At 71.7% G+C, this 23,354-nt stretch carries 24 protein-coding genes; 11 read left to right on the forward strand and 13 right to left on the reverse strand.

The genetic code is table 11. From position 1 onward, the window contains the following. Positions 1–5 precede the first annotated feature (5 nt). Positions 6–752 carry a ferritin-like fold-containing protein gene (locus IA22_RS0113140; RefSeq protein WP_014154219.1) on the reverse strand — a complete coding sequence of 249 codons (747 nt, stop codon included), beginning with the start codon at positions 750–752 and terminating at the stop codon, positions 6–8. A gap of 472 nt (positions 753–1,224) precedes the next feature. Here IA22_RS0113140 and IA22_RS0113145 point away from each other — a divergent pair, with 472 nt between their 5' ends. Together IA22_RS0113145 and IA22_RS0113150 are read left to right on the forward strand one after the other, a co-directional pair. After that, positions 1,225–3,189, forward strand: coding sequence for a DEAD/DEAH box helicase (locus IA22_RS0113145; RefSeq protein WP_030123697.1), 1,965 nt, complete (start codon positions 1,225–1,227; stop codon positions 3,187–3,189). Between the two features lie 110 nt (positions 3,190–3,299). Beyond that, on the forward strand, positions 3,300–4,154 hold the full coding sequence (locus IA22_RS0113150; RefSeq protein ID WP_014154220.1) for an alpha/beta fold hydrolase: 855 nt from the start codon (positions 3,300–3,302) through the stop codon (positions 4,152–4,154). A 28-nt stretch (positions 4,155–4,182) separates the two neighbouring features. Here the strand turns inward: IA22_RS0113150 and IA22_RS0113155 are convergent, their stop codons facing one another. Beyond that, positions 4,183–5,094 (reverse strand): NYN domain-containing protein, encoded by a 912-nt coding sequence (locus tag IA22_RS0113155; RefSeq protein WP_014154221.1) that lies wholly within the window; start codon positions 5,092–5,094, stop codon positions 4,183–4,185. Positions 5,095–5,303: 209 nt separating this feature from the next. Between IA22_RS0113155 and IA22_RS37115 the strand changes: the two genes are divergently transcribed. Beyond that, positions 5,304–5,456 carry a hypothetical protein gene (locus IA22_RS37115; RefSeq protein WP_014154223.1) on the forward strand — a complete coding sequence of 51 codons (153 nt, stop codon included), beginning with the start codon at positions 5,304–5,306 and terminating at the stop codon, positions 5,454–5,456. Between the two features lie 111 nt (positions 5,457–5,567). Here the strand turns inward: IA22_RS37115 and IA22_RS0113170 are convergent, their stop codons facing one another. The 3 genes from IA22_RS0113170 to IA22_RS0113180 all read right to left on the reverse strand — a co-directional run bounded on the left by IA22_RS0113170 (position 5,568) and on the right by IA22_RS0113180 (position 7,923). Then, positions 5,568–6,173: a MarC family protein gene (locus tag IA22_RS0113170; protein ID WP_014154224.1), complete on the reverse strand. Its 606-nt coding sequence runs from the start codon at positions 6,171–6,173 to the stop codon at positions 5,568–5,570. Positions 6,174–6,314: 141 nt separating this feature from the next. Then, entirely contained in the window at positions 6,315–7,181 is an 867-nt protein-coding gene (locus IA22_RS0113175; protein ID WP_014154225.1) for a PHP domain-containing protein, read from the reverse strand. A gap of 97 nt (positions 7,182–7,278) precedes the next feature. Continuing rightward, the gene (locus IA22_RS0113180; RefSeq protein ID WP_014154226.1) at positions 7,279–7,923 is read right to left on the reverse strand and encodes a DUF6758 family protein; all 645 of its coding nucleotides are present in this window, start codon (positions 7,921–7,923) and stop codon (positions 7,279–7,281) included. 158 nt (positions 7,924–8,081) lie between these two features. Between IA22_RS0113180 and IA22_RS0113185 the strand changes: the two genes are divergently transcribed. Next, positions 8,082–9,314: an MFS transporter gene (locus IA22_RS0113185; RefSeq protein ID WP_030123699.1), complete on the forward strand. Its 1,233-nt coding sequence runs from the start codon at positions 8,082–8,084 to the stop codon at positions 9,312–9,314. 38 nt (positions 9,315–9,352) lie between these two features. On the opposite strand, the gene IA22_RS0113190 is transcribed toward IA22_RS0113185, so the two are convergent. Further along, the gene (locus IA22_RS0113190) at positions 9,353–9,937 is read right to left on the reverse strand and encodes a suppressor of fused domain protein (protein ID WP_030123700.1); all 585 of its coding nucleotides are present in this window, start codon (positions 9,935–9,937) and stop codon (positions 9,353–9,355) included. Between the two features lie 412 nt (positions 9,938–10,349). Between IA22_RS0113190 and IA22_RS0113195 the strand changes: the two genes are divergently transcribed. Next, a complete protein-coding gene (locus IA22_RS0113195) occupies positions 10,350–11,465 on the forward strand; it encodes a magnesium and cobalt transport protein CorA (RefSeq protein ID WP_030123701.1) in 1,116 nt (371 codons plus the stop codon). A gap of 12 nt (positions 11,466–11,477) precedes the next feature. Further along, entirely contained in the window at positions 11,478–11,996 is a 519-nt protein-coding gene (locus IA22_RS0113200; protein ID WP_030123702.1) for a hypothetical protein, read from the forward strand. A 37-nt stretch (positions 11,997–12,033) separates the two neighbouring features. Here IA22_RS0113200 and IA22_RS0113205 read toward each other — a convergent pair whose 3' ends face one another. Next, complete coding sequence (locus IA22_RS0113205) at positions 12,034–12,786, reverse strand: hypothetical protein (RefSeq protein WP_030123703.1); 753 nt, start codon at positions 12,784–12,786, stop codon at positions 12,034–12,036. Positions 12,787–12,958: 172 nt separating this feature from the next. On the opposite strand from IA22_RS0113205, the gene IA22_RS0113210 reads away from it, so the two are divergent. From IA22_RS0113210 to IA22_RS0113220, 3 genes are all read left to right on the forward strand, one after another. Then, complete coding sequence (locus IA22_RS0113210; protein ID WP_030123704.1) at positions 12,959–14,233, forward strand: magnesium transporter MgtE N-terminal domain-containing protein; 1,275 nt, start codon at positions 12,959–12,961, stop codon at positions 14,231–14,233. Next, a complete protein-coding gene (locus tag IA22_RS0113215) occupies positions 14,223–14,801 on the forward strand; it encodes a DUF1003 domain-containing protein (protein WP_015578628.1) in 579 nt (192 codons plus the stop codon). Before IA22_RS0113210 ends, IA22_RS0113215 begins: the two co-directional genes overlap by 11 nt. Positions 14,802–14,933: 132 nt before the next feature. Further along, positions 14,934–16,067: an Mrp/NBP35 family ATP-binding protein gene (locus tag IA22_RS0113220; protein ID WP_014154234.1), complete on the forward strand. Its 1,134-nt coding sequence runs from the start codon at positions 14,934–14,936 to the stop codon at positions 16,065–16,067. 61 nt (positions 16,068–16,128) lie between these two features. Here IA22_RS0113220 and IA22_RS0113225 read toward each other — a convergent pair whose 3' ends face one another. The 5 genes from IA22_RS0113225 to sigE form a co-directional block, all read right to left on the reverse strand. Further along, the gene (locus tag IA22_RS0113225) at positions 16,129–16,794 is read right to left on the reverse strand and encodes a hypothetical protein (RefSeq protein WP_014154235.1); all 666 of its coding nucleotides are present in this window, start codon (positions 16,792–16,794) and stop codon (positions 16,129–16,131) included. A 126-nt stretch (positions 16,795–16,920) separates the two neighbouring features. Beyond that, entirely contained in the window at positions 16,921–17,409 is a 489-nt protein-coding gene (locus IA22_RS0113230) for a sec-independent translocase (protein WP_014154236.1), read from the reverse strand. 117 nt (positions 17,410–17,526) lie between these two features. Further along, the gene (locus IA22_RS0113235; RefSeq protein ID WP_030123705.1) at positions 17,527–19,326 is read right to left on the reverse strand and encodes a S1C family serine protease; all 1,800 of its coding nucleotides are present in this window, start codon (positions 19,324–19,326) and stop codon (positions 17,527–17,529) included. Between the two features lie 89 nt (positions 19,327–19,415). Next, complete coding sequence (locus IA22_RS0113240; RefSeq protein WP_014154238.1) at positions 19,416–20,342, reverse strand: anti-sigma factor family protein; 927 nt, start codon at positions 20,340–20,342, stop codon at positions 19,416–19,418. Then, positions 20,339–21,100 (reverse strand): RNA polymerase sigma factor SigE, encoded by a 762-nt coding sequence (sigE, locus tag IA22_RS0113245; RefSeq protein ID WP_179831180.1) that lies wholly within the window; start codon positions 21,098–21,100, stop codon positions 20,339–20,341. Before sigE ends, IA22_RS0113240 begins: the two co-directional genes overlap by 4 nt. A 176-nt stretch (positions 21,101–21,276) precedes the next feature. Here sigE and IA22_RS0113250 point away from each other — a divergent pair, with 176 nt between their 5' ends. Further along, a complete protein-coding gene (locus IA22_RS0113250) occupies positions 21,277–21,942 on the forward strand; it encodes an O-methyltransferase (RefSeq protein WP_014154240.1) in 666 nt (221 codons plus the stop codon). A gap of 104 nt (positions 21,943–22,046) precedes the next feature. On the opposite strand, the gene IA22_RS35205 is transcribed toward IA22_RS0113250, so the two are convergent. After that, entirely contained in the window at positions 22,047–22,214 is a 168-nt protein-coding gene (locus IA22_RS35205; RefSeq protein WP_003966491.1) for a DUF3117 domain-containing protein, read from the reverse strand. A gap of 324 nt (positions 22,215–22,538) precedes the next feature. Between IA22_RS35205 and chcB the strand changes: the two genes are divergently transcribed. Further along, the gene (gene chcB / locus IA22_RS0113260; RefSeq protein WP_030123707.1) at positions 22,539–23,351 is read left to right on the forward strand and encodes a 2-cyclohexenylcarbonyl CoA isomerase; all 813 of its coding nucleotides are present in this window, start codon (positions 22,539–22,541) and stop codon (positions 23,349–23,351) included. Positions 23,352–23,354 lie beyond the last annotated feature (3 nt).

Here is a 23,354-nt window from a genome sequence, read left to right on the forward strand (position 1 = left end):
AGCCGTCAGGCGGCGAGCCCGAGGGCGGCCATCCGCTTGGTGTGGGCCTCGGTGATGCGGGAGAACATCCTGCCGACCTCGGCCAGGTCGAACCCGTCCGCCACACCGCCCACGAGCATCGTGGAGAGGGCGTCGCGGTCCGCCACCACCCGCTGGGCCTGCGAGAGCGCCTCGCCCATCAGCCTGCGCGCCCACAGGGCGAGCCGGCCGCCGACCCTGGGATCCGCCTCGATGGCCGCCCGCACCTTCTCCACGGCGAAGTTGCCGTGGCCCGTGTCGTCGAGCACGGAGATGACGAGGGAGCGGGTGTCGGAGTCGAGGCGCGCGGCGATCTCCCGGTAGAAGTCACTGGCGATCGAGTCGCCGACGTACGCCTTGACCAGGCCCTCCAGCCAGTCCGAGGGGGCCGTCTGGCGGTGGAAGTCGTCCAGTGGCTTGGCGAACGGCTCCATGGCCTTCGTCGGAGCTTCCTCGACGGCCGTGAGCCGGTCGGTGATCTGCTCGAAATGGTGGAATTCGGCGGATGCCATCTTCGCCAGCGCCGCCTTGTCGCCGAGTGTCGGCGCGAGTTTGGCGTCCTCCGCGAGCCGCTCGAAGGCCGCGAGTTCCCCGTAGGCGAGCGCGCCGAGCAGATCCACGACCGCGGCGCGGTACTGCGGTTCGGCGGACGCGGTGGCCCAGTCCTGGGCGGCGATTCCGGTCGGTACGGGTGCTTCGTCCGGTGCTTCAGTGGCGTTGTCAGACGTCTCCATGAAGCGCAGAATAGCCGGACCCGCCGATGGCGTAAGGGCCCGGCCACCGGGACACATCACACCGTTCCGATGAATTCGCCCAACACGTATGCGCGAATCCGGGGTACAGTGGTATTGCGCTTGCTGAGCATTTCTTGTGCCATCAGCGCGACCTTGAATGAGGATGCCCGGTCGGTGGCCCGATCGGCTCCGACCCGACAGCCCTCCACGCGGGGCGTACACCACGTACGACCGCAGATGAGGGGCCCCCTCAGCGGCACGAACGCTCGAGCGACGGCAGTGGTCCCGCGCCACCCGGCCCATAACGGCCGGATGACCAACCCCGGCACGGTACGACCCCCGCGTTCGCCTTCGGGCCGCGTCTCACAGAAGAGGCAGCACCCTGACTACGTTCCGCGACCTCGGAATCCTCACCGAGACGGCCGAAGCCCTCGAGGCGGTCGGCATCACGTCCCCCTTCCCCATCCAGGAGATGACGCTCCCCGTCGCGCTCTCCGGATCCGACGTCATCGGCCAGGCCAAGACCGGCACCGGCAAGACGCTCGGCTTCGGTCTCCCGCTCCTCGATCGGGTGACCGTCCCCGCCGACGTCGAGGCCGGCCGGGCCGCGCCCGAGAAGCTGACCGACGCGCCGCAGGCCCTCATCGTCGTCCCCACCCGTGAGCTGTGCCAGCAGGTCACCAACGACCTGCTGACCGCCGGCAAGGCGCGCAACGTCCGCGTCCTCGCGATCTACGGCGGCCGGGCGTACGAGCCCCAGGTCGAGGCCCTCAAGAAGGGCGTCGACGTGGTCGTCGGCACCCCGGGCCGGCTGCTCGACCTGGCGGGCCAGCGCAAGCTCGACCTCTCGCACATCCGTGTCCTCGTCCTGGACGAGGCCGACGAGATGCTCGACCTGGGCTTCCTGCCCGACGTCGAGCGCATCATCACCATGCTGCCGCCGAAGCGCCAGACCATGCTGTTCTCGGCCACCATGCCCGGCGCGGTCATCAGCCTGGCGCGCCGGTACATGTCGCAGCCCACGCACATCAACGCCACCTCGCCCGACGACGAGGGCACGACCGTCAAGAACACGGCGCAGTTCGTCTACCGCGCCCACTCGATGGACAAGCCCGAGATGGTCTCCCGCATCCTGCAGGCCGAGGGCCGCGGACTCGCGATGATCTTCTGCCGCACCAAGCGGACGGCCGCCGACATCGCGGAGCAGCTGGAGAAGCGCGGTTTCGCGTCCGGCGCGGTCCACGGCGACCTGGGCCAAGGCGCCCGTGAGCAGGCGCTGCGCGCCTTCCGCAACGGCAAGGTGGACGTCCTCGTCTGCACCGACGTCGCCGCGCGCGGCATCGACGTCGAGGGTGTGACGCACGTCATCAACTACCAGTCGCCGGAGGACGAGAAGACCTACCTCCACCGCATCGGCCGCACCGGCCGCGCGGGCGCCAAGGGCACCGCGATCACGCTGGTCGACTGGGACGACATCCCGCGCTGGCAGCTGATCAACAAGGTGCTGGACCTGAAGTTCCCCGACCCGCCGGAGACGTACTCCACGTCCCCCCACCTGTACGAGGAGCTGGGCATCCCGGCCGGCACCAAGGGTGTGCTGCCGCGTGCGGAGCGGACCCGGGCGGGTCTGCGGGCCGAGGAGATCGAGGACCTCGGCGAGACCGGTGGCCGAGGCCGCAGGTCGACCCCGTCCGCGCCGGCCCCCCGCGAGGAGCGCGCTCCCCGCACGCCCCGCCAGCGTCGTCGCACCCGCGGCGGCAGCTCCCTCGACGAGAGCGCCGTCGCCGTGCCCGCTCCCGCCGACGGGGCGACCGGCGAGGACGCACCGGAGACGCGCACCCCGCGCCGCCGTCGTCGCACCCGCGCCGCCGCGCCCGAGGCCGTGGCGGAGGCCGCGGTGACCGTGGTGGAGACCCCGGCCGCCGAGCCCGCGCCCGCCCCCGTGGCGGAGGCGGAGCCCGCCGCGGAGGCGGAGCCCGCCGCGGAGGCGAAGCCGCGCCGTCGGCGTACGCGACCGGCGGCCACGAAGCCGGCCGTCGCGCAGACCCCGGCCGCCGAGCCCGTGGTGGACTTCCAGACCGTGGCCGTCGCCGCGCAGGCCGCGGAGCCCGTGGCCACCAAGCCGCGCCGCCGTACCCGTGTGGTGAAGCCGGCCGACGAGGTCGACTTCCAGATCGCCCCGGCCTCCGAGCCCGCGCCGCAGACCAAGGCGCGCCGCACCCGTGCGGCGGCGAAGCCGAAGGCCGAGGCGGTCGCCGCCCCGGCCACCGCCGAGGACGCGGCGGAGACCAAGCCGCGCCGTCGCCGGCCGCGTGCGGCCGCGGAGAAGACGGAGACCGCCGCGGTGACCCTGACGTCGGACGGCGAGGCGGCTCCGGCGAAGCCGCGCAGGCGCCGTTCCCGCGCGGCTGCCGCCGCCGAGACCACCGAAGGCTGATCCCCGGCCGCGTGCACCTACGTACGGCCCCGGTTCCCGCGCTGCGGGGGCCGGGGCCGTACGTCTGCCCGGACGGGCACGCCGGGTCCCCTGGGGATACGCTCGGCCCCATGAGCCGGCCGCCCACCTTCACCCCGCCCCCCTGCGCCCGTGCCCGGGTTCTGCGTACCGAGCGCGGGGACTTCGCCGTGCTGGACGCGGCACCGGCCGACGGCGGTCACTCCACCGCCCTCCTGCTGCCCGGATACACCGGCAGCAAGGAGGACTTCGTCGCGCTGCTCGAACCCCTCGCCGACGCCGGCTTCCGCGTGCTGTCCGTCGACGGCCGGGGGCAGTACGAGACCGCCGGGGCGGTACGCCAGGAGGACTACGCACAGGCGGAGTTGGCCCGGGACGTGCTGGCGCAGGCCGCCGCGGTCGACGGTGTCGCACCGCCCGGCGGCATCCATCTGCTCGGGCATTCCCTGGGGGGCCAGATCGCCCGCGCGGCCGTGCTGCACGACGCCACGCCCTTCCGCTCGCTGACCCTGATGTCGTCCGGTCCCGCCGAGATCGACCCCGCCCAGCAGAAGAAGGCGCGGCTGCTCAGCGACGCGCTCGGCCGCTGGACCATGGCCGAGGTGTGGCGGATGATGCGCGCGATGGACCCGCCCGAGGACGCGGACACGGGCGACGGCGAGGACCTGCGGCACCGCTGGATGCGCCACGACCCGGCCCAACTGATCGCCACAGGAGCCCAGTTGTCCACCGAGCCGGACCGGGTGGCCGAGCTGGCCGGGCTGCCCCTGCCGGTACACGTGATCTCGGGCGAGCGTGACGACGTCTGGCCGGTGCCGCTGCTGGACGACATGGCACGGCGCCTGGGGGCGCGGCGCACCGTGATCGAGGGCGCCGAGCACTCCCCGAACACGGCACGGCCGGTGGAGACCGCGGCGGCCCTGGCCGCCTTCTGGAACGGCCTCTGACGCTCACCCGCGCGAGCCGGCCCCACCGTCAGTACTGGGCCTGCAGGTGCTGCCAGAAGCCGTCGCGCAGCGCCCGGCGCAGATGGGCGTGACCGCGCAGCGAGTGCTGGAGGAGGCGTTCGGCCTCGACGAGCAGGTCCTGGTCGACGGAGCCGGGAAGATACGGGTGCCCGGGCAGCAGGTCGGCGAGGGCCTCCCTGCCGCGCGAGGAGAGCCAGCCGGCCGCGATCTGCGCACCGACGAAGCGGACGTCCTCGCGGGCGGGTGCGGGGCTGTCGTCCTCGTACATCGTGACGGAGCGCCTGGTCACGTACGGGCGGCAGAAGTCGAGGTCGAAGGTGCGCTGGCTGTCGACCTCCCACAGCAGCGGCTCGGCCTGGTTGCGGCCCTCTCCCGCCTCGATGCCCCAGAGGTGTACGCGGGCGCCGTACCCCTGTGCGGCCTCGACCGCGGAGACGAGGTCCTCGTCGCCGCCGACGAGTGCGGCGTCGCTGATGGCGCGGTGCCGGGCGAGCGACTCCAGGTCGGTGCGGATGAGTGAGTCGACGCCCTTCTGCTGGTTGTTGGCGTTGAGGTTGCCCAGCCTGACCTTGACGTCGGGGAGTTCGGCGATGGACTGCTGCTCGACGGTGTGGATCCGGCGCCTGGCCCCGTCGTACCAGTACACGCGCAGCAGCCGGCTGTCGGCGAAGATCGTGCGGGCCTTGTCGATGAAGGCCTCGATCAGCCCTTCGGCGTCCAGGTCGAAGGAGCGGCGGTCCTCCGTGCCGGTGACGAGCAGCCCGGCCGCCGCGTAGACGTAGCCCGCGTCCACGAAGATCGCGTGGGTGGAGGGGGTCTTCGACACCTCGGCGAGCACCCGCAGGAGCAGCTCGTTGGTGCGGTCCAGCTGCTCGCGGATTCCGGAGGCTTCGTCCGGCCCCGCGTCCGCGTGACTCATGCGGACCTCATTGTCCGCGCATGGCTGATTACCAACGGGTACTTAGACATCCAAAAAATTTCCTTAGCGTAGGGAATGTTTGCGCCGGGCAAGCCGTTGTACCCCCTGTGGAGCGCGAGGCGCAGCCGTCTCGCGCTCCCATCCTTGCGGACGGTCAGACCGTCCTCCCAGTAGTTCTCCAGCAGGAGGATCAGACGAAGGGAAGCCATATGCGCTTCGAGATCATGCGACTCGACGACGTCGACGGTACCGCCGTGGACAGCACCGTCGTGGACGCCGCCTCCGTCAACCGGATCGTGCAGCAGGCCGCGGCCATGGGCCAGCGCATCTACATCCGGCCGGCCGACACGTCGGCTTCGTAACACCTTGCATCGCTTCGTGTCGCTGATGTCGAGCGGATGACGAGCTGAAGACGAGGCGCCCCCGCGCGGATGGTCCGTGCGGGGGCGCTGTGGTGTCCGGACCCCGGGGCCTCAGGAGTTCTGGATGACCTGGGTGACGCCGTTGATGATCTGCTGCACCGCGATGGCCGAGAGCATCATCCCGGCGAGCCGGGTCACCAGGACCACGCCGCCGTCCTTGATCACGCGGATGATCAGCAGCGAGTACCGCATGGTCACCCAGAGCACGAGGTGCATGGCGACGATCGCCGCCCAGACCGAGATCTGGCCGGAGGTGCCGTCGGCGTTCTGCACCGCCAGGATCACCGAGACGATCGCGCCGGGGCCGGCGAGCAGCGGCATGCCGAGCGGCACGAGCGCCACGTTGACGTCCTTGGTCTGGGTCGGCTCATCGGTCTTGCCGGTCAGCAGGTCCAGCGCGATGAGCAGCAGCAGAAGGCCACCCGCGATCATCAGCGCGGGCACGGACACGTGCAGGTAGTCCAGGATCTGCTGGCCGAGCAGACCGAACACGGCGATGACGCCGAAGGCGACGGCGACGGCCTGCAGGGCCATCCTGCGCTGCACCTTGGCGGGGCGGCCCGCGGTGAGGGCCAGGAAGATCGGGGTGATTCCGGGCGGATCCATAATCACAAAAAGGGTGAGAAAAAGGGATCCGAAGACAGCGATGTCGAACACGGTGAGCCTTGCGGGAGAAGAGGGGCCGAACAGGAGGATGCGCGCCGGCACACCACGGGGTGCCCGGGGGCACGGTGACGTGACGGAGGGACGACGGGGGGCAGAGACAGGGAAGAGGCGGGGAGCGTTACGCGAGGCCCGTCACACGGGGAGCGGTCCGCCGGCGCCCGGCACGGGGAACGCCCCCGTGGCGCGCCGGGTGATCTCGCCGTAGATCTCGGGGTCGGTGGTGTACTCCCCGAGGCGGACGGTCTTGCGGCTGCCGTGGTAGTCGCTGGACCCGGTGGGCAGCAGCCCCAGATCGGCGGCGAGCCCTCGGAGCCGGGCCCTCGTGGACGCGTCGTGGTCCATGTGGTCGACCTCGATGCCGTCCAGCCCCGCCTCGGCGAGCCCCGCGATCACGGCTTCGGGGACCACGGCCCCCCGCTTGACGGCGAGCGGGTGGGCGAAGACGGTGACGCCGCCCGCGGCCTTGACCAGCCGGACCGCGTCGAAGGGGTCGAGTTCGTGCTTGCCGGCGTACGCGCGTCCGCCGTTGCCCAGCCAGGCCGAGGTGAAGGCGTCGGAGACCGTGTCGACGACCCCCAGCTCCACCAGCGCGGTCGCGACGTGCGGGCGGCCGACGGACCCGTCCCCGGCGATCCGGGCGACCTGCTCCCAGGTGACCGGGACGCCCAGCTCCTGGAGCATGCGCACCATGGCCTGCGCACGGGGCACCCGGTCGTCCCGGACGAGTTCGCGCTCCCGGGCCAGTTCGGGCTCGGCCGGGTCGAAGAGGTAGGCCAGCATGTGCAGGCTGACGCCGTCGACCTGGCAGGAGAGCTCGGCGCCCGTGACGAGGGTGAGGCCTTCGGGGAGGGCGGCCGCGGCCTCCGCGTGTCCGCCGACCGTGTCGTGGTCGGTCAGGGCGACGACGTCGAGGCCCGCCGCGGCGGCGTTGGCCACCAGCTCGGCGGGGGTGTCCGTGCCGTCGGAAGCGGTGGAGTGGGTGTGCAGATCGATGCGCACGACGCGTACTCCAGTGCTGGCGGACGGACAGGGGACGCTCAAGGATAACCGCCGGGAGTCACCCTTCCGGCCCTCCGCCCCCGCGGCGCATCCCAGGTCAGGGCGGCGTGATCAGCCGGGGGGTGAGCGCTCCGCACGGCAGGAGGTCGACCTCGCCGCCGGCGTCGCGCAGGTCGGTCAGCACCAGTTCGTCGTACATCAGGAGACCGGACTGCTCGGGCCAGACGACCGCCCACAGCCACAGCCCGCGCGCCTCGCCCGCGAAGACGGCCCGGTCGGCGGGCGCGTCCTTGACGTGCCAGAGCGCGGTGGGGCGTCCCGCCGCGAGGACCTTGGCGTCCGGTGCCTCGTCGACACGCATGCCCGTTCCGGGATCGGGGCCGTCGAGGCCGGCGTACCGTGCGCCGAGCCCGACCCCCAGCTCCTCGGCGACGAGCAGCAGTTCGGCCATCCCTCCGAGCGGTCCGGGACCGGAGCACGCGACGACGGTGGCGCGGCCACCGCTGCGGTCGTCGCCCGCGTACGCCGCGCCCGTGAACAGCCAGCCCACCGGGAGCGGCCAGGGCATCCACACCGGCACCCGGGCCCGGTGCACCACGACACCCAGCGCCTCGACGCTGGGTGGGACCACCGGCTGCATCGGATGCACCTGGCCGTGTGCGGAGCACTGCCAGGCATCGGCGAAAAGGCCGGGCGCCCTGACCCGGCCACCGCACTTCGGGCAACTGGGTTCGCCCCTCATAACGCCCAACGGTCCTCTTCGCCCGTCGCCCCGTCAAGGACGATCACCCGTCCACGGCGCGGTGTCGGCCCGCACCAGGTACATGCATCTTGCACTTATTAGACCCTCTAACTTATTCTGTGCATAACGCAACGATCTAGTGGAGAGCGAGAGAACCCATGCGGGGAGAGGATCCGTTCGACGAGGGGGCGACCAGCATCCTGCGTCAGCCGAAGGCGGTCTGGGCCACGGCGGGCGCCTCGGTCGTGGCCTTCATGGGGATCGGGCTGGTGGACCCGATCCTGCCGTCCATCGCCGAGGGGCTCGAGGCCACACCCAGCCAGGTGTCCCTGCTGTTCACCTCGTACTTCCTGATCACCGCGGTCGCGATGCTCGTGACCGGCTTCGTCTCCAGCCGCATCGGCGGACGCAGGACCCTGCTCGCCGGTCTCGCCCTGGTCGTCGTCTTCGCCGCCCTGTCCGGCGCCTCCTCGTCGGTCGCGGAACTGGTCGGCTTCCGGGCGGGCTGGGGGCTGGGCAACGCCCTGTTCGTGTCGACCGCCCTCGCCGTGATCGTCGGCGCCGCCGCCGGCGGGAGCGCGGCGGCGATCCTGCTGTACGAGTCGGCGCTCGGCCTCGGCATGGCGTGCGGGCCCCTGGTCGGCGCCCTGCTCGGTGACGCCAGCTGGCGCTACCCCTTCTTCGGCACCGCCGCCCTGATGGCGATCGGGTTCCTCTGCATCACGGCGTTCCTGAAGGAGCAGCCGAAGCCCGCCCGGAAGACCTCGCTCCTCGACCCGGTCAGGGCGCTCGGCCACGGCGGGCTGGCCTCGGTCGCCACGTCGGCGTTCTTCTACAACTACGCGTTCTTCACGATCCTGGCCTTCACGCCGTTCGTGCTGGACATGTCGCCGTACCGCTCGGGGGCGGTCTTCTTCGCCTGGGGCCTGCTGCTCGCCGTCTTCTCGGTACTGGTCGCACCGCGCCTGCAGCGGCGCTTCGGCTCGCTGAGGGTGGTCGGCGGTTCCCTGGTGCTGCTCGCCGCGGACCTGGTGGTCCTCGGCTACGGCGACCACACGACGGCCGTCGTCTGCACCGTCGTCTCGGGCGCCTTCATCGGGATGAACAACACCGTCTACACCGAACTGGCCCTCGGTGTGTCGGACGCGCCGCGCCCGGTGGCGAGCGCCGGGTACAACTTCGTCCGCTGGTTCGCCGCGGCGGCGGCGCCCTACCTCGCGCCGAGGATCGAGGGGTGGAGCGACATCCACACCCCGTTCGTGGTCGCCGCGGCCGCCGCGCTCGCCGGCGCGGTGGTGGTGTGGGTGCGGCGCGCGGCGCTGACCCACGAGGCGGAGGAACTGGTGCCGCGCCACGCCACGGAGGACGGCGTCACCGTCCTCGCCGACTGAACGGGCCGCCTCCGGCCCTCCCCCGCCCCGCGCGTGCGTCAGTCCAGCGGTACGGACGCGCGCAGCGGGTCGCGCAGGTCCGTGCCCTGCGCGAGCCAGCGCTCCTGGAGTTCCTGCGCGCCCCTGACCCGCTTCCAGGCCGCCTCGTTGCGGGTCATGGGAAGCAGGGGGAGGAAGCACACCGGGTCCATGGGCGCGTCCAGTTCCAGGTCCTCGACGAGCCCGCCCGGTTCGGCGACCAGGACGGAGCTGAAGGGGGCCCCCGTCCAGAGCGGCTGCCCGAGGTCCAGCGACGCCCCGGGAGCCACGATCAGGCCCTCGACCTGCGGGGAGGCCGCGAGGACGGCGAGGGGCCGCAGCACCTGGTCGGTGTCGGCGAGCCCCAGCCGTACGGACAGGACCAGTTCGGCGCGCGGGCCCTTGACGGGGTCGGCGAGCGGCGAGGTCGGGTCGGCCATCGGCTGGGCGGACATGCCGAGCGTGGCATAGCGCACGATGTCGCCGTCGATGAAGCGGAGCACCTCGATGCGGTCCGTGCCGAGGAAGGTCACGTCCGCGCGCGCGTCCGGCTCCCCCAGCGCCGTACGGAGCCGGGCTTCGACCAGATCAAGAATTTCTCCCATGCCGCGAGCATAGAACGCGTACGGAACGGGCAAAGGAAGGAATTGGCTCCTCACCCGGCTGATAGCCTGAGGCGTCGGTCGGGACAGCACGCAGAAGCGTCGCTCTCAGTCCTGACAACACGTGATCCCCTACGGGGGACCGGCCGGAGGAGGTGGGGCCGCGGTGGATCCAAGTCGACCGTGCAGTACCAACCGCCCTTCCGCACGACGCCTTCCTTCTGTGATCTGACGCCCTTCCCGGACGTCACCACGGCAGTTCGCGCACCGGAAGAGCCCCTCGTTTTTGCCTGTCTGTAGCGAACGCCGTCATCGTGCCCGCGCGGTGCCGCCCGCTTTGCGGACGTGAGCGCACGTCCCCATTCCGGGCTGTTCCACGTGCCCGCCGACGGCCCTCCGTGAAGAGGAGCCAGCCATGTCGATGATCCGTGACCTGCGCGCCGCCGTGCGCCCGTCCCTGCGCAAGAGCAACACCCCGTACAACAGCTACGACGCGACCCGTGACCCGTCCGCCTCCAGCGCCGTCGTCGACTGCGCCGTCTACCGTGACGGACGCCGGGTCACCGAGGTCTCCTGCCTGACGCCGCGCGAGGCGATGCTGCGCGTGCGGGAGGAAGGCGGCTTCGCCTGGATCGGCCTGCACGAGCCGACCGAGGAGGAGTTCGCCGGTATCGCAAGGGAGTTCGGCCTCCACCCGCTCGCGGTGGAGGACGCCGTCCACGCCCATCAGCGGCCCAAGCTCGAGCGGTACGACGACACGCTGTTCACCGTCTTCAAGACGATCCACTACGTCGAGCACGCCGAACTGACCGCGACCAGCGAGGTCGTCGAGACCGGTGAGGTGATGTGCTTCACCGGCCGGGACTTCGTGATCACCGTCCGGCACGGCGGGAAGGGATCGCTGCGTGCCCTGCGCCACCGTCTCCAGGAGGACCCGGAGCTGCTCGCCAAGGGGCCGTCCGCGGTGCTGCACTCCATCGCGGACCACGTCGTCGACGGCTACATCGCGGTGGCGGCCTCGGTCCAGGACGACATCGACGAGGTGGAGATCGACGTGTTCTCCACCCCGGCGAAGGGCGGTACGCGCGGTTCGGACGCGGGCCGCATCTACCAGCTGAAGCGCGAGGTCCTGGAGTTCAAGCGCGCGGTGTCGCCGCTGCTGCGGCCGATGCAGCTGCTGAGCGAACGGCCCATGCGGCTGATCGACCCCGACATCCAGAAGTACTTCCGCGACGTGGCCGACCACCTCGCCCGGGTGCACGAGGAGGTCATCGGCTTCGACGAACTGCTCAACTCGATCCTCCAGGCCAATCTGGCGCAGGCGACCGTCACGCAGAACGAGGACATGCGCAAGATCACCTCCTGGGCGGCGATCATCGCCGTCCCGACGATGATCTGCGGGGTCTACGGCATGAACTTCAAGCACATGCCCGAACTCCGTTGGACGTACGGCTATCCGATGGTGCTGGCCCTCATCGGTGTCGTCTGCTTCTCCATCCACCGCACCCTGAAGCGCAACGGCTGGCTCTAATAGAGTTCGGGCATGACTGCTGCTGACGTGTTGCTTGCCCGGGCTCTCGTCGAGGAGGCCACCAAGAAGTCCGGCCTGATCTGGGTGCGGGGCACCGGCCCCGCCCGGGCGCTGTGGCACGTGTGGCACGAGGGTGCGGCCCTGCTCGTGGGGGACGGCCCCGGCGAGCAGCCGCTCCCCGCCGGGCTGGACGCGGGCGCCGCCGCCGAGGTGACCGTGCGCAGCAAGGACAAGGGCGGCAGGCTCGTGGCCTGGACCGCCGCCGTCACCGTGCTGGAGCCGCGTTCGGAGGAGTGGGAGACCGCGGTCGGCGAGCTCAAGGGCAAGCGGCTCAACGCCCCGGACGCCGAACAGCTGACGGACCGCTGGGCCCGTGACTGCCGGGTCCTGCGGCTGACGCCCGGCGCGTCGAGCACCGACCTTCCCGACGGCTCCCTGGCGGTCGCACCGCTGCCCACCGGGGCGACCACGCGGCGCACGGCACCCGCCGCGCTCCCGCGGCTGCTGCTGAGGCGCCGCGGCAGGCGCTGACGGCGCCCGCCGCGGGGAGTGGGAAGCCGGCCTGCCGTCAGCCGGAGGACCTGGGGAGCTCGCCGCCGTAGTCGACGGTCTCGTTCTCGGCCGGTGCCTCCAGCTCGAAGGCATGGCCCCAGTCCGCGAGGGTGACGGTCCCGCCGCCCCCGCCCCGGGCGACACGCAGCGGGTACGGCGTGCCCTTGAGGGAGATCTCCAGCGCACCACCCTCACCCTTTCCGCCCATGATCTGCACGGTACGCACTCCGCCGACCGTGCCCCGGTCGCCCTTGTTGACCTTCCCGTGCAGGGCGAGCATCCCGTCGAGGAGCGTGTCCTTCTCCGTGAAACCGCGCAGCTGCTGGTAGGTCGGATCGTCCTCGGGGACCTTGACGTACTTGCCTTCGAGCTTGTCGGCCGCCTGCTCGCTGCCGTCGTCCCCCTGCTCGTGCTTCCAGAAGCCCGCGTCGGCCTTGAGGAAGAGTTCGTCGCCGATGCGCAGCAGCTCGAAGGTGTTCTGCTTCGAGGTGACCGACCCGGTGCCGCCCTCGCCGCTGAGCTGCATGTTCAGGGTGTACGTCCCGCCCTTGCTGACCAGTTTGCCCGTCAGCCGCACCGCGTCCGCGGCATCGGCGGCGGCCCGCGTCTTCTTGTCGATCTGTTCTGCCGTCAGCTTGCCGACGCCGTTGGTCCCCTTGTCCGGGTCCTCTCCGGCGCAGGCCGTGAGCGCGACGGTCAGCCCCGCGCAGAGCACCACGGCGAAAGCGGTCCGGCGACGGGCCCGGACGGCCGGGGCGGAAGAGGTCACGGGCGCACTGCCTCTCGTCTGTGTGTCGGGGGTTGGCAGACCGCAGCGTACCCGTGCCGCGTACGCCGTTCGGCAGAGCTCCGTACGGACGGTCCGCCAGCGCGGCACGGACCGGTACGGGCTAGCCTGATCACTGCGAAGGAGGACGTCAGGGACGGAGGGAGCGCACAGGATGGCCGCAGGCACTCCCAGGGTTTTCGTCTCGCACCTCGCCGGCGTGCCGGTGTTCGACCCCAACGGTGACCAGGTGGGCCGGGTACGCGACCTGGTGGCGATGCTCCGGGTCGGCGGGAAGCCGCCCCGGCTGCTCGGCATGGTCGTCGAGGTCGTCAGCAGGCGGCGCATCTTCGTGCCGATGACCCGGGTGACGGGGGTCGAGTCGGGTCAGGTCATCACCACCGGCGTGGTCAACATGCGGCGGTTCGAGCAGCGCCCGACCGAGCGACTCGTCCTGGGCGAGTTCCTTGACCGGCGGGTGCGTCTCGTGGAGACGGACGAGGAGGTGACCGTCCTCGACGTCGCCATCCAGCAGCTCCCGGCCCGCCGCGACTGGGAGATCGACAAGTTCTTCGTGCGCAAGGGCCGCGGCGGAGCCCTGCGCCGCAAGGGCGAGACCCTGACCGTGGAGTGGTCGGCGATCAGCGGCTTCTCGCTGGAGGAGCACGGGCAGGGCGCCGAGAACCTGGTGGCGACCTTCGAACGGCTGCGCCCCACCGACGTCGCCAACGCCCTGCACCACCTGACGCCCAAGCGCCGGGCCGAGGTCGCCGCGGCCCTCGACGACGACCGCCTCGCGGACGTCCTGGAGGAGCTCCCCGGTGACGACCAGGTGGAGATCCTCGGCAAGCTGGCGGAGGACCGCGCCGCGGACGTCCTGGAGGCGATGGACCCGGACGACGCGGCCGACCTGCTCTCGGAGCTGCCGGAGGCCGACAAGGAGCGGCTGCTGGCCCTGATGCGGCCGGACGACGCCGCCGACGTACGGCGCCTGCTGTCGTACGAGGAGCGGACCGCGGGCGGGCTGATGACGACCGAGCCGATCATCCTGCGGCCGGACGCCACGGTCGCGGACGCGCTGGCCAGGGTCCGGCAGCAGGACCTCTCGCCCGCGCTGGCCGCGCAGGTGTACGTCTGCCGGTCGCCGGACGAGACGCCCACCGGCAAGTACCTGGGCACCGTGCACTTCCAGCGGCTGCTGCGGGATCCGCCGTTCACCCTGGTCAGCTCGATCGTCGACAGCGACCTGGTGCCCCTGCCGCCGGAGACGCCGCTGCCGGAGGTGACCAGCTATCTGGCCGCCTACAACCTGGTCTCGGTGCCCGTGGTGGACGAGAGCGGGTCGCTGCTGGGCGCGGTGACCGTCGACGACGTCCTCGACCACCTGCTGCCGGAGGACTGGCGCGAGACCGACTTCCAGGGCGAGGAGGGGATCGCCGGTGGCCGCTGAGGACCGTTCGAGGGCTGTGGCGACGGGCGCGTCGGGCATCGTGCGCCCGCCGAGGCCCCGGCTCGACCTCCCCAAGGCGCCGAGGCGCCGGCTGCTGCCGGAGTACGACCCCGAGGCGTTCGGCCGGTTCTCCGAGCGCATCGCCCGGTTCCTGGGCACCGGACGGTTCATCGTCTGGATGACGCTGATCATCATCCTCTGGGTGGTGTGGAACATCTTCGCTCCGGAGCACCTGCGGTTCGACGAGTACCCCTTCATCTTCCTGACCCTGATGCTCTCCCTCCAGGCCTCCTACGCCGCCCCGCTGATCCTCCTCGCGCAGAACAGGCAGGACGACCGCGACCGGGTGACGCACGAGCAGGACCGCAAGCAGAACGAGCGCTCGATCGCGGACACCGAGTTCCTCAGCCGCGAGATCGCCGCGCTCCGGATGGGCCTCGGTGAGGTCGCCACCCGCGACTGGATCCGCTCGGAGCTGGAGGCGATGGTGAAGGATCTGGAGGAACGTCGGCTCTTCTCCCAGCCCGAGAGTGACGAAGGCGACCGCGGAGGGGCTACCCGCCCGTAGGTACCCGCGCCGTACCGCCCACCCGTCGCCCGCCACCACCCTTCCGAGGAGCGCTGCGCGCCGCCCTGCCGCCAACCCGTCGCCCGCCACCACCCTTCCAGGAAGCGCTGCGCGCACCCGTACTATCGGGGTATGGCTACGGAAGACGCGGTGCGCGAAGCGCTGGCGACAGTGAACGACCCGGAGATCCACCGACCGATCACCGAGCTCGGCATGGTGAAGTCGGTCGGGATCGACCCTGACGGTGTGGTCGCTGTCACCGTGTATCTCACGGTCTCCGGCTGCCCGATGCGCGAGACGATCACCAAGAACGTGACCGACGCGGTGGCCCGTGTCGAGGGCGTGTCGCGGGTCGAGGTCACGCTCGACGTGATGAGCGACGAACAGCGCAAGGAGCTCGCCGCGTCGCTGCGCGGCGGCACCGCGGAGCGCGAGGTGCCGTTCGCCAAGCCCGGCTCGCTGACCCGGGTCTACGCGGTGGCGTCCGGCAAGGGCGGCGTCGGCAAGTCCTCGGTCACGGTCAACCTCGCGGCGGCGATGGCCGCCGACGGGCTCAAGGTCGGTGTGGTCGACGCGGACATCTACGGGCACAGCGTGCCCAGGATGCTCGGCGCGGACGGCAAGCCCACCCAGGTCGAGAACATGATCATGCCGCCGTCCTCGCACGGCGTGAAGGTGATCTCCATCGGCATGTTCACCCCGGGCAACGCCCCGGTGGTGTGGCGCGGCCCCATGCTCCACCGCGCACTGCAGCAGTTCCTCGCCGACGTGTACTGGGGCGACCTGGACGTGCTGCTGCTGGACCTTCCGCCGGGCACCGGCGACATCGCCATCTCCGTGGCGCAGCTCGTCCCGAACGCCGAGATCCTGGTCGTCACCACCCCGCAGCAGGCCGCCGCGGAGGTGGCGGAGCGGGCCGGCTCGATCGCGGTGCAGACCCACCAGAAGATCGTCGGGGTCGTCGAGAACATGTCGGGCATGCCGTGCCCGCACTGCGACGAGATGGTCGACGTGTTCGGCTCGGGCGGCGGACAGCGGGTCGCCGACGGGCTGACGAAGACGGTCGGCGCCGAGGTCCCGGTGCTGGGCTCCATCCCGATCGACGTGCGCCTGCGGGAGGGCGGCGACGAGGGCAAGCCCGTCGTCCTGTCCGACCCGGACTCCCCCGCGGGCTCCGCGCTGCGCTCCATCGCGGAGAAGCTGAGCGGCCGTCAGCGCGGCCTGTCCGGCATGTCGCTGGGTCTCACCCCGCGCAACAAGTTCTGAGCGTCGTACGGGCGGTGGGCGGCCTCCTGGGAGAGCCGCCCACCGCCCGTACGCGTGGCACTCAGCTCTCGTCGTACGAGGCGATGTCGCCGATCACCGCGAAGCCCAGACCGTAGGCGCTCATCCCGCGCCCGTACGCGCCGATGTGCACCCCGTCGGGCGCCGAGCCCGCGAGCACCCAGCCGAACTCGGACTCCCGGTAGTGGAAGTCCACCGGGACGCCGTCCACCGGCAGCGACAGCGTCGACCAGGGCTCCCGGCCCAGGTCGTCCGCCAGTTCGAACGCGGTCTCCGTCTGCTGGTTCAGCCATTCGCCACGCAGGGTGTGGTCCATCTGCGGAGGCCAGGTGCAGTCCAGCAGGCCCGAGCCCGCCAGCCAGGCCGCCGACGACACCGTGGTGGCGTCCAGCACCCCCGTACCGTCGTCGCTGTCCCGCACCGGACTGCTGCCCACGGTCACGACCACCGCGAAGCGCGCCTTCTCCGCCCCCGCGTCGGCCCGTACGACGGGCTCCTCACCGTGCCCGGTGGAACCGTGCTGCACCGTGTCGTCCGCCGCGGCGGTGACGTGCATCAGCCAGCGCGGGCCCGTGAAGGCCTCGTCCAGCCCGTACCAGGGGAACGGCGCCTTGAGATAGCCGTCGACCGTACGCCGGGTCGCCGGCACCCCCTCTGCGGTGTCCGCGCTGGGCGCACCGTCCGCCCCTACCCGACTCGTCGTCTCCATCTGCCCGGCCGCCTCCTCGATCTTTCACTGATCCGGAGCGGCCCTCCCCCCGTGGGCATGGGCAAACACGCAACCGGACAGATGGAGAATAGCCATACCGTCCGGACGAGTCGGGATTGACGGGTCTCAGGTCGCGTCGGCGTCGAAGGGCGGCCGGTCGTCCTTCGCGGGCTGCGCGGGCTTCTTGAGGAGGTCCGGCGTGGACGTGTCGGGGTGGTCGGGCGTGGACTTCTTGAGCAGGTCGGACGTGGCGGCGGCACCGGCGACAGCGGAGGCGGGGGCGCTCTCCCGGCCGTTCACCGCGTCGGTGACCTCGGCCATCTCCTTGCGCAGGTCGAAGCTCTCCCGGATCTCCTTGAGCCCCAGGTCGTCGTTGCCGTCCATGAGCTGCTTGCGGACGAACGTCTTGGGGTTGAGGTCCTCGAACTCGAAGTCCTTGAACTGCGGTCCGAGCTCCGAGCGGATGTCCTCCTTGGCGCTGTCCGAGAACTCACGGATCTTGCGGATCGTGCGCGTGACGTCCTGGATGACCTTCGGGAGCTTCTCCGGGCCGAATACGAGCACGGCGAGAACCACGAGCGTCAGCAGCTCGAGTGCGCCTATGTCATTGAACACCTTGCTGCTCCTCGTGTTCTCTGCGTGTTCTCCGCGTGGTCTCCGCCGCCAGGTCAGGGGCCCGGACCGCTCCACGGTACCCGGCGAAGCTGTCCCCGCGGTACCTGCCGGTGGCCGTCAGGTACCGCTCGCCGAACCCAGGGTCAACGTCATGGACAGCTCCTTGCCGCCGCGGGTCAGGACGAGACCGAGCCGGTCACCGGGCCGGTGGGCGCGGATCTTGACGATCAGTTCCTCACCGCTGTGCACCCGCTGGCCCTCCACCTCGGTGATGATGTCGCCCGGCCGGATGCCCGCCTTGTCGGCCGGGCCTCCCTCGGTCACCGCGGACGCGCCGCCGGCCGCCTTGCCTCCGACCTTCGCGCCGTCGCCGGTGAACTCCATGTCGAGCGTGACACCGATCACGGGGTGGGTGGCCTTGCCGGTGCTGATCAGCTCCTCGGCGACCCGCTTGCCCTGGTTGATCGGTATCGCGAAGCCCAGGCCGATCGAGCCGGACTGGCCGCCGTCGAGGCCGGATCCGCTGTCGGCGGCGCGGATCGCGCTGTTGATGCCGATGACGCGGGCCTCGGCGTCGACCAGAGGGCCGCCGGAGTTGCCCGGGTTGATCGGGGCGTCGGTCTGCAGGGCGTCGACGTAGCTGACGTCGGTGCCGTCGCCCTTCTCGCCACCCGCGGTGATGGGGCGCTCCTTGGCGCTGATGATGCCGGAGGTGACCGTGTTGGACAGGTCGAAGGGTGCGCCGATCGCCACCACCGGGTCGCCCACCCGCACGTTGTCGGAGTTGCCGAGGGGAAGGGGCGTGAGGCCCGAGACGCCCGTCACCTTGACGACGGCCAGGTCGTAGCCGCTGTCCTTGCCGACGATCTCGGCGGCCGCGCTCTCCCCGCCGCTGAAGGTGACGGTGATGTCGCCGTTCGAGCCCGCGGGGGCGACCACATGGTTGTTGGTGAGGATGTGGCCCCTGTCGTCGAGGACGAAGCCGGTGCCCGTGCCCGACTCGGCGGAGCCGTTCACGTGCAGGGTGACCACGCCGGGCAGCGCGCTGGCGGCGATACCGGCGACGCTGTCGGGGGCACGCCCGCCCGCGTCCCGGCCGGACTGCGGCAGTTCCACCGTGGTCAGGCCGCCGTTGCGCTCGACGTAGGCACCGACTCCGCCGCCTATCCCGCCGGCGAGGAGGGCGAGCAGCGCCGCTCCGACGAGGACGGTCCCCCGACGGGCCTTGCGCGGCCGGACGTCGTCGACGCCCTGGCCGGGGCCGGGGTGGCTCAACGGCTGCCGGGGCGCGCCCCAGGGGTCGTACCGCATCCACTGGGAGGTCTGCTGCGGGATCTGCCCGGGGGGCTGGGGAACCGGGTGCTGCTGCGCCACGGTGTGCGGCGGGGGCCAGGGGTCGGTGTGGTGTTCCTGGCCGCCTTGAGCGGGAGCGGCGGCGACGGGCGGAGCGGCCGTGCCGTGCCCGTCCGTCCCGGCGTACGGCGGCGGTACGGGCGTGCCGTGGGCGGGGGTCGCCACCGGACGCTGCACGGGCGGCGCGGGCGCCCACGGCCCCGGACCGCCGTAGGGCGGAGTGCTGTACTCGTCGGGCGCGTGCAGCGGCTGCGTGCGGTGGACGTGCGGCTCGGCGGCGGGCGGCGCGGGTTCCGCCGGCGCGGGGGTGCCCAGGTCGGCGGCGGGCGGCGGTGCGGCGACGGGCGGCGCGGGCGTGTAGTCACCGTCCGGTGTCGTGTGCGGGAGCCGCTCCCCCGCCGTGGGCCCGGTGGTCCCGCCGGGACCGGCCGGCGCCGTCCCCGAAGCGTCCGCGACGCGGTTGGCGGCCGCCCCGTCCTCCTCCGGCCCGGCCGGACGGTCCCGGTCCGTGGAGGGACGGCTCCACCACTTCGTCCTCGGCCCGCTGGGCTTCCCGTCGTCCATGCTCTCCCCGCAACTGGCCCATGGACGCCCCACAGAGGCGTCTCTCCCGGAATTCAACCAGGTTTGCCAATCGGCGCGCAGGGTACCGGTCAGCGGAGCGGGGTGAGCGGCACCGCCCGGTCGCGGAGCGGCGGGACGGAGGTCGTCGCGGACGGCTTCGGGTCCGCGCCCCCGCCGACAGCCGCCGAGTACAGCGGGCCCGCGTCCGTCGGGCGTATCAGAGGCGGCACGGTCACATTGAGCACCGGGAAGGCGAACGTGCCCCCGGTGAACACCGTGCTGTTCAGCAGTGTGGGCGTGGACACGGACCGGACGGCCGGGGACGGGGCCGCGCTCGGCCGGGCGCCACGGTCCTCCCCGAAGGCGAGGGCTCCGCCACCGCTGCGGCTGGTCGCCGCGGTGGCACCACCTGTCCGCTCGTCGGCCGCGAGCGGGGTGGCGTTGCTGCCCGCGCCCTCGGCGCTCAGAGGCGGCTCGGGGCCGTAGTCGAGCGGGAGCGAGCCTCCCAGGGCGATGGCCGCCAGGGACACGGCACTGGCCGCGACGAACGCGAAGCGCCGCGCGCGCCACGGCGAACGGTCGGCGTCCCGGGCCACGTCGTGGATGCGGAAGCCGGGTCCGGACGCACCGCCGGGCAGGACGGCGGTCGAGCCGTGGGCGGTGGGGAGGTATCCGAAGCCGTCCAGCGGTGAACGCGCCTGGTCGGCCGGCCCGCCGGACTGCGGCACGGGGAAGACCCCGTCCCCGAAGCGCCGCCCGCCGTCCGGGCCGTCGCCACCGCCGCCGGGCAGGCCCTGCAGACGGGCGAGGAAACCCTCCGAGGGCGAGGGGGCGGCGGAGGTCGCGAAGGCGCTCTTCAGCCGCCGCTGGGAGTCGGCCTCGGCCTTGCACCGGGCGCAGGTCGCCAGATGGGCCAGGACCCGCTCACGGGCGTCGTGTTTGAGCTCGCCGTCGACGAGCGCGGCGAGCCTGTCCCCCAGATGCTGTTCGGCCGGGGTCGCACCTGTGCCACTCACGCCGCTCCGCCCTCCCCGGCGAGGACCGCGTCCGCCAGGGAACGCTGCTCGGCGCGGGCCTCGGGCGAACGGTGCTTGAGCGCCTTGCGCAGGTGCGAGCGGCCGCGGTGGATACGGCTGCGCACGGTCCCGAGCTTCACGCCGAGCGTGGCGGCGATCTCCTCGTACGACAGGCCCTCGATGTCACAGAGCACCACCGCGGCACGGAACTCGGGCGCGAGGGTGTCCAGCGCCTGCTGCACGTCCGCGTCGAAGTGCGTGTCGTTGAAGACCTGCTGGGGGGACGGCTCGCGGCTCGGCAGTCGCTCGGCGGCGTCGTCGCCGAGGGAGTCGAAACGGATCCGCTGCTTGCGGCGGACCATGTCCAGGAAGAGATTCGTGGTGATCCTGTGCAGCCAGCCTTCGAAGGTGCCCGGCGTGTAGGTCGACAGCGACCGGAAGACGCGGACGAAGACCTCCTGGGTGAGGTCCTCCGCGTCGTGCTGGTTGCCCGTCAGCCGGTAGGCGAGGCGGTACACGCGGGCGCTGTGCGTGCTGACGATCTCTTCCCATGAGGGCGGGGTCCACGCCTGGGAATCCGCATCTGAGGCGAAGGTCGCGGTCGGTGCGGAAGCGCTGGAAGAACGGTCAGCAATGTCGGTCACGGATTTCGGCTCACCAGCCGACCTGAGAAGACGCCGCAGCGCACCTCTCCGATCCACAGGCGCAGCCGCACCTCCCCTATCGGCTCTGGTGGTGTCCAGTGGAGCCCCTACCATAGCCACCTCGCCCGTTAGCTCCGGATAAGCCTTTTACCTGCTGGCGCCCGGTGTCCCCGGGTGCAAGAGGAACATTCCGGACCCGGCCCCGGGGCCCGGTCCACGTGTTCCCCCTCGCCCCTTCACAACGTCCGGTCCCATCTGCGGGTTCCCGGGCGCAGCGGATACAGTCACCGTTGCGCCAACTACGGGGTCAGGAGAGGGTCATTACCGCCAACCGGCAGACGAGCTGGGCATTCGCCGACGCCTTTGTCGCCGAGGAGGAAGCTCTGCTCTGGGCCCGGGACCGGGCCCACGAGACGGGGCTCCTCCCGGTGTCGTCAGGCACCGGCGCGGCACTGCGCCTGCTCGCTGCCACCGCGGACGCCAAAGCGGTGGCCGAGATCGGCACCGGGACGGGCGTGTCCGGCATCTATCTGCTCCAGGGCATGCGGCCGGACGGCGTACTGACCACGGTCGACCAGGAACCCGAGCGCCAGCAGTTCGCCCGTGAGGCCTTCCGTGCCGCCGGGTTCGCCACGAACCGGGCCCGCTTCATCCCCGGGCGTGCCCTCGACGTCCTGCCGCGTCTGGCGGACGGCGGGTACGACCTCGTCTTCTGCGACGGTGACCGGCTGGAGAGCCTGGACTACCTCGCCGAATCGTTGCGTCTGCTCCGGCCCGGCGGCCTCGTGTGCTTCGAGGGCGTCTTCGCGGACGGCCGCACGATCGACTCGGCCGCGCAGCCGGCCGAGGTGCTGCGCCTGCGCGAACTGCTGCGGGCGGTGCGCGAGAGCCAGGAACTGATGGCGACCCTGCTGCCGGTGGGCGACGGCCTCCTCTGCGCGGTGCGACGGGGCTGACCCCGCCCGACCACCGGCACCGGTCCGTACGGGCCCGGCCCGACGCACTGCTGCCCCGGCACGGATTCCGTGCCGGGGCAGCAGTGAGGTGTGGCGCTACGGCCTCAGCCGACGACCTTCTTCAGCGCGTCACCGAGTGCGTCCGCCTCGTCCGGAGTCAGCTCGACGACAAGCCGACCGCCGCCTTCGAGCGGAACGCGCATGACGATGCCCCGCCCCTCCTTTGTCACCTCGAGCGGGCCGTCGCCCGTCCGCGGCTTCATGGCCGCCATGCTCGTTCCCCTTCCTGAAACCAGCTCATCGCAACCGGCGGCTCCATGACAGGCGCTGCCTCACCGGCGTCGAACACAATGCTTCCTCCGCATTATCCCGCATCGAAGACCCCGATGACCAACATCGGTCGGCATCGCTTACGCAACGCGCTTTCCCAAAACCACCCAATTCGGCGATCCGGCTGCGATACTGCGCCACCTTCGCCCCTCAGCCGAGGTCCAATCGTTAGACGCAGGTCACATGTCCGGCCCGCCGGAAGTCGGCCATGCTTGCCTGGACAGGCAACGACGCCGGCCCCGTAAGGAGATCCCGCAATGGCCGACCTGGCCGACACCACGGCTGACCCGGTGCTCACGGACGTGAGCGACGGACTCGCGACGATCACGATCAATCGCCCCGACGCGATGAACGCCATGAACACCGCCGCGAAGGTCGCGCTGCGCGACGCCCTCCGGGCGGCCGCCGACGATCCCGCCGTACGGGCGGTTCTGCTCACGGCCACCGGGCGCGCCTTCTGCGTGGGCCAGGACCTCAAGGAGCACGTCGCCAAGCTCTCCGAGGCCCGCGAGTCGGACGGCGGCAACGCGCTGAGCACGGTGCGGGAGCACTACAACCCGATCGTCCGCGCCATCACCGAGATGGAGAAGCCCGTCGTCGCGGGGGTCAACGGGGTCGCCGCGGGGGCGGGCTTCGGCTTCGCGCTGGCGGCCGACTACCGCGTGGTCGCCGACTCCGCCTCCTTCAACACGTCCTTCGCGGGCGTCGCGCTGACCGCCGACTCGGGCGTCTCCTGGACCCTGCCGCGGCTCATCGGCGCGAGCCGCGCGGCCGACCTGCTGTTCTTCCCGCGCTCGATCACCGCCCGGGAGGCCCACGAGCTGGGCATCGCGAACAGGGTGGTGCCCTCGGCCGACCTGGCGAAGGAGGCTCGGGCCGTGGCCCGGGCCCTGGCCGAGGGACCGACGGTGGCGTACGCGGCCCTGAAGGCGTCCATGGCGTACGGCGCCGGCCACACGCTCACCGAGACGCTGGAGAAGGAGGACGAGCTCCAGACGAGGGCGGGGGCCTCCCGGGACCACACGATCGCGGTCGAGGCGTTCCTCTCCAAGCAGCCGGCGAAGTACCTCGGCGCCTGACCC

Origin of the sequence: Kitasatospora papulosa (assembly GCF_000717245.1) — a bacterium.
In the GTDB taxonomy this organism is placed as follows: Bacteria; Actinomycetota; Actinomycetes; order Streptomycetales; family Streptomycetaceae; genus Streptomyces; species Streptomyces papulosus.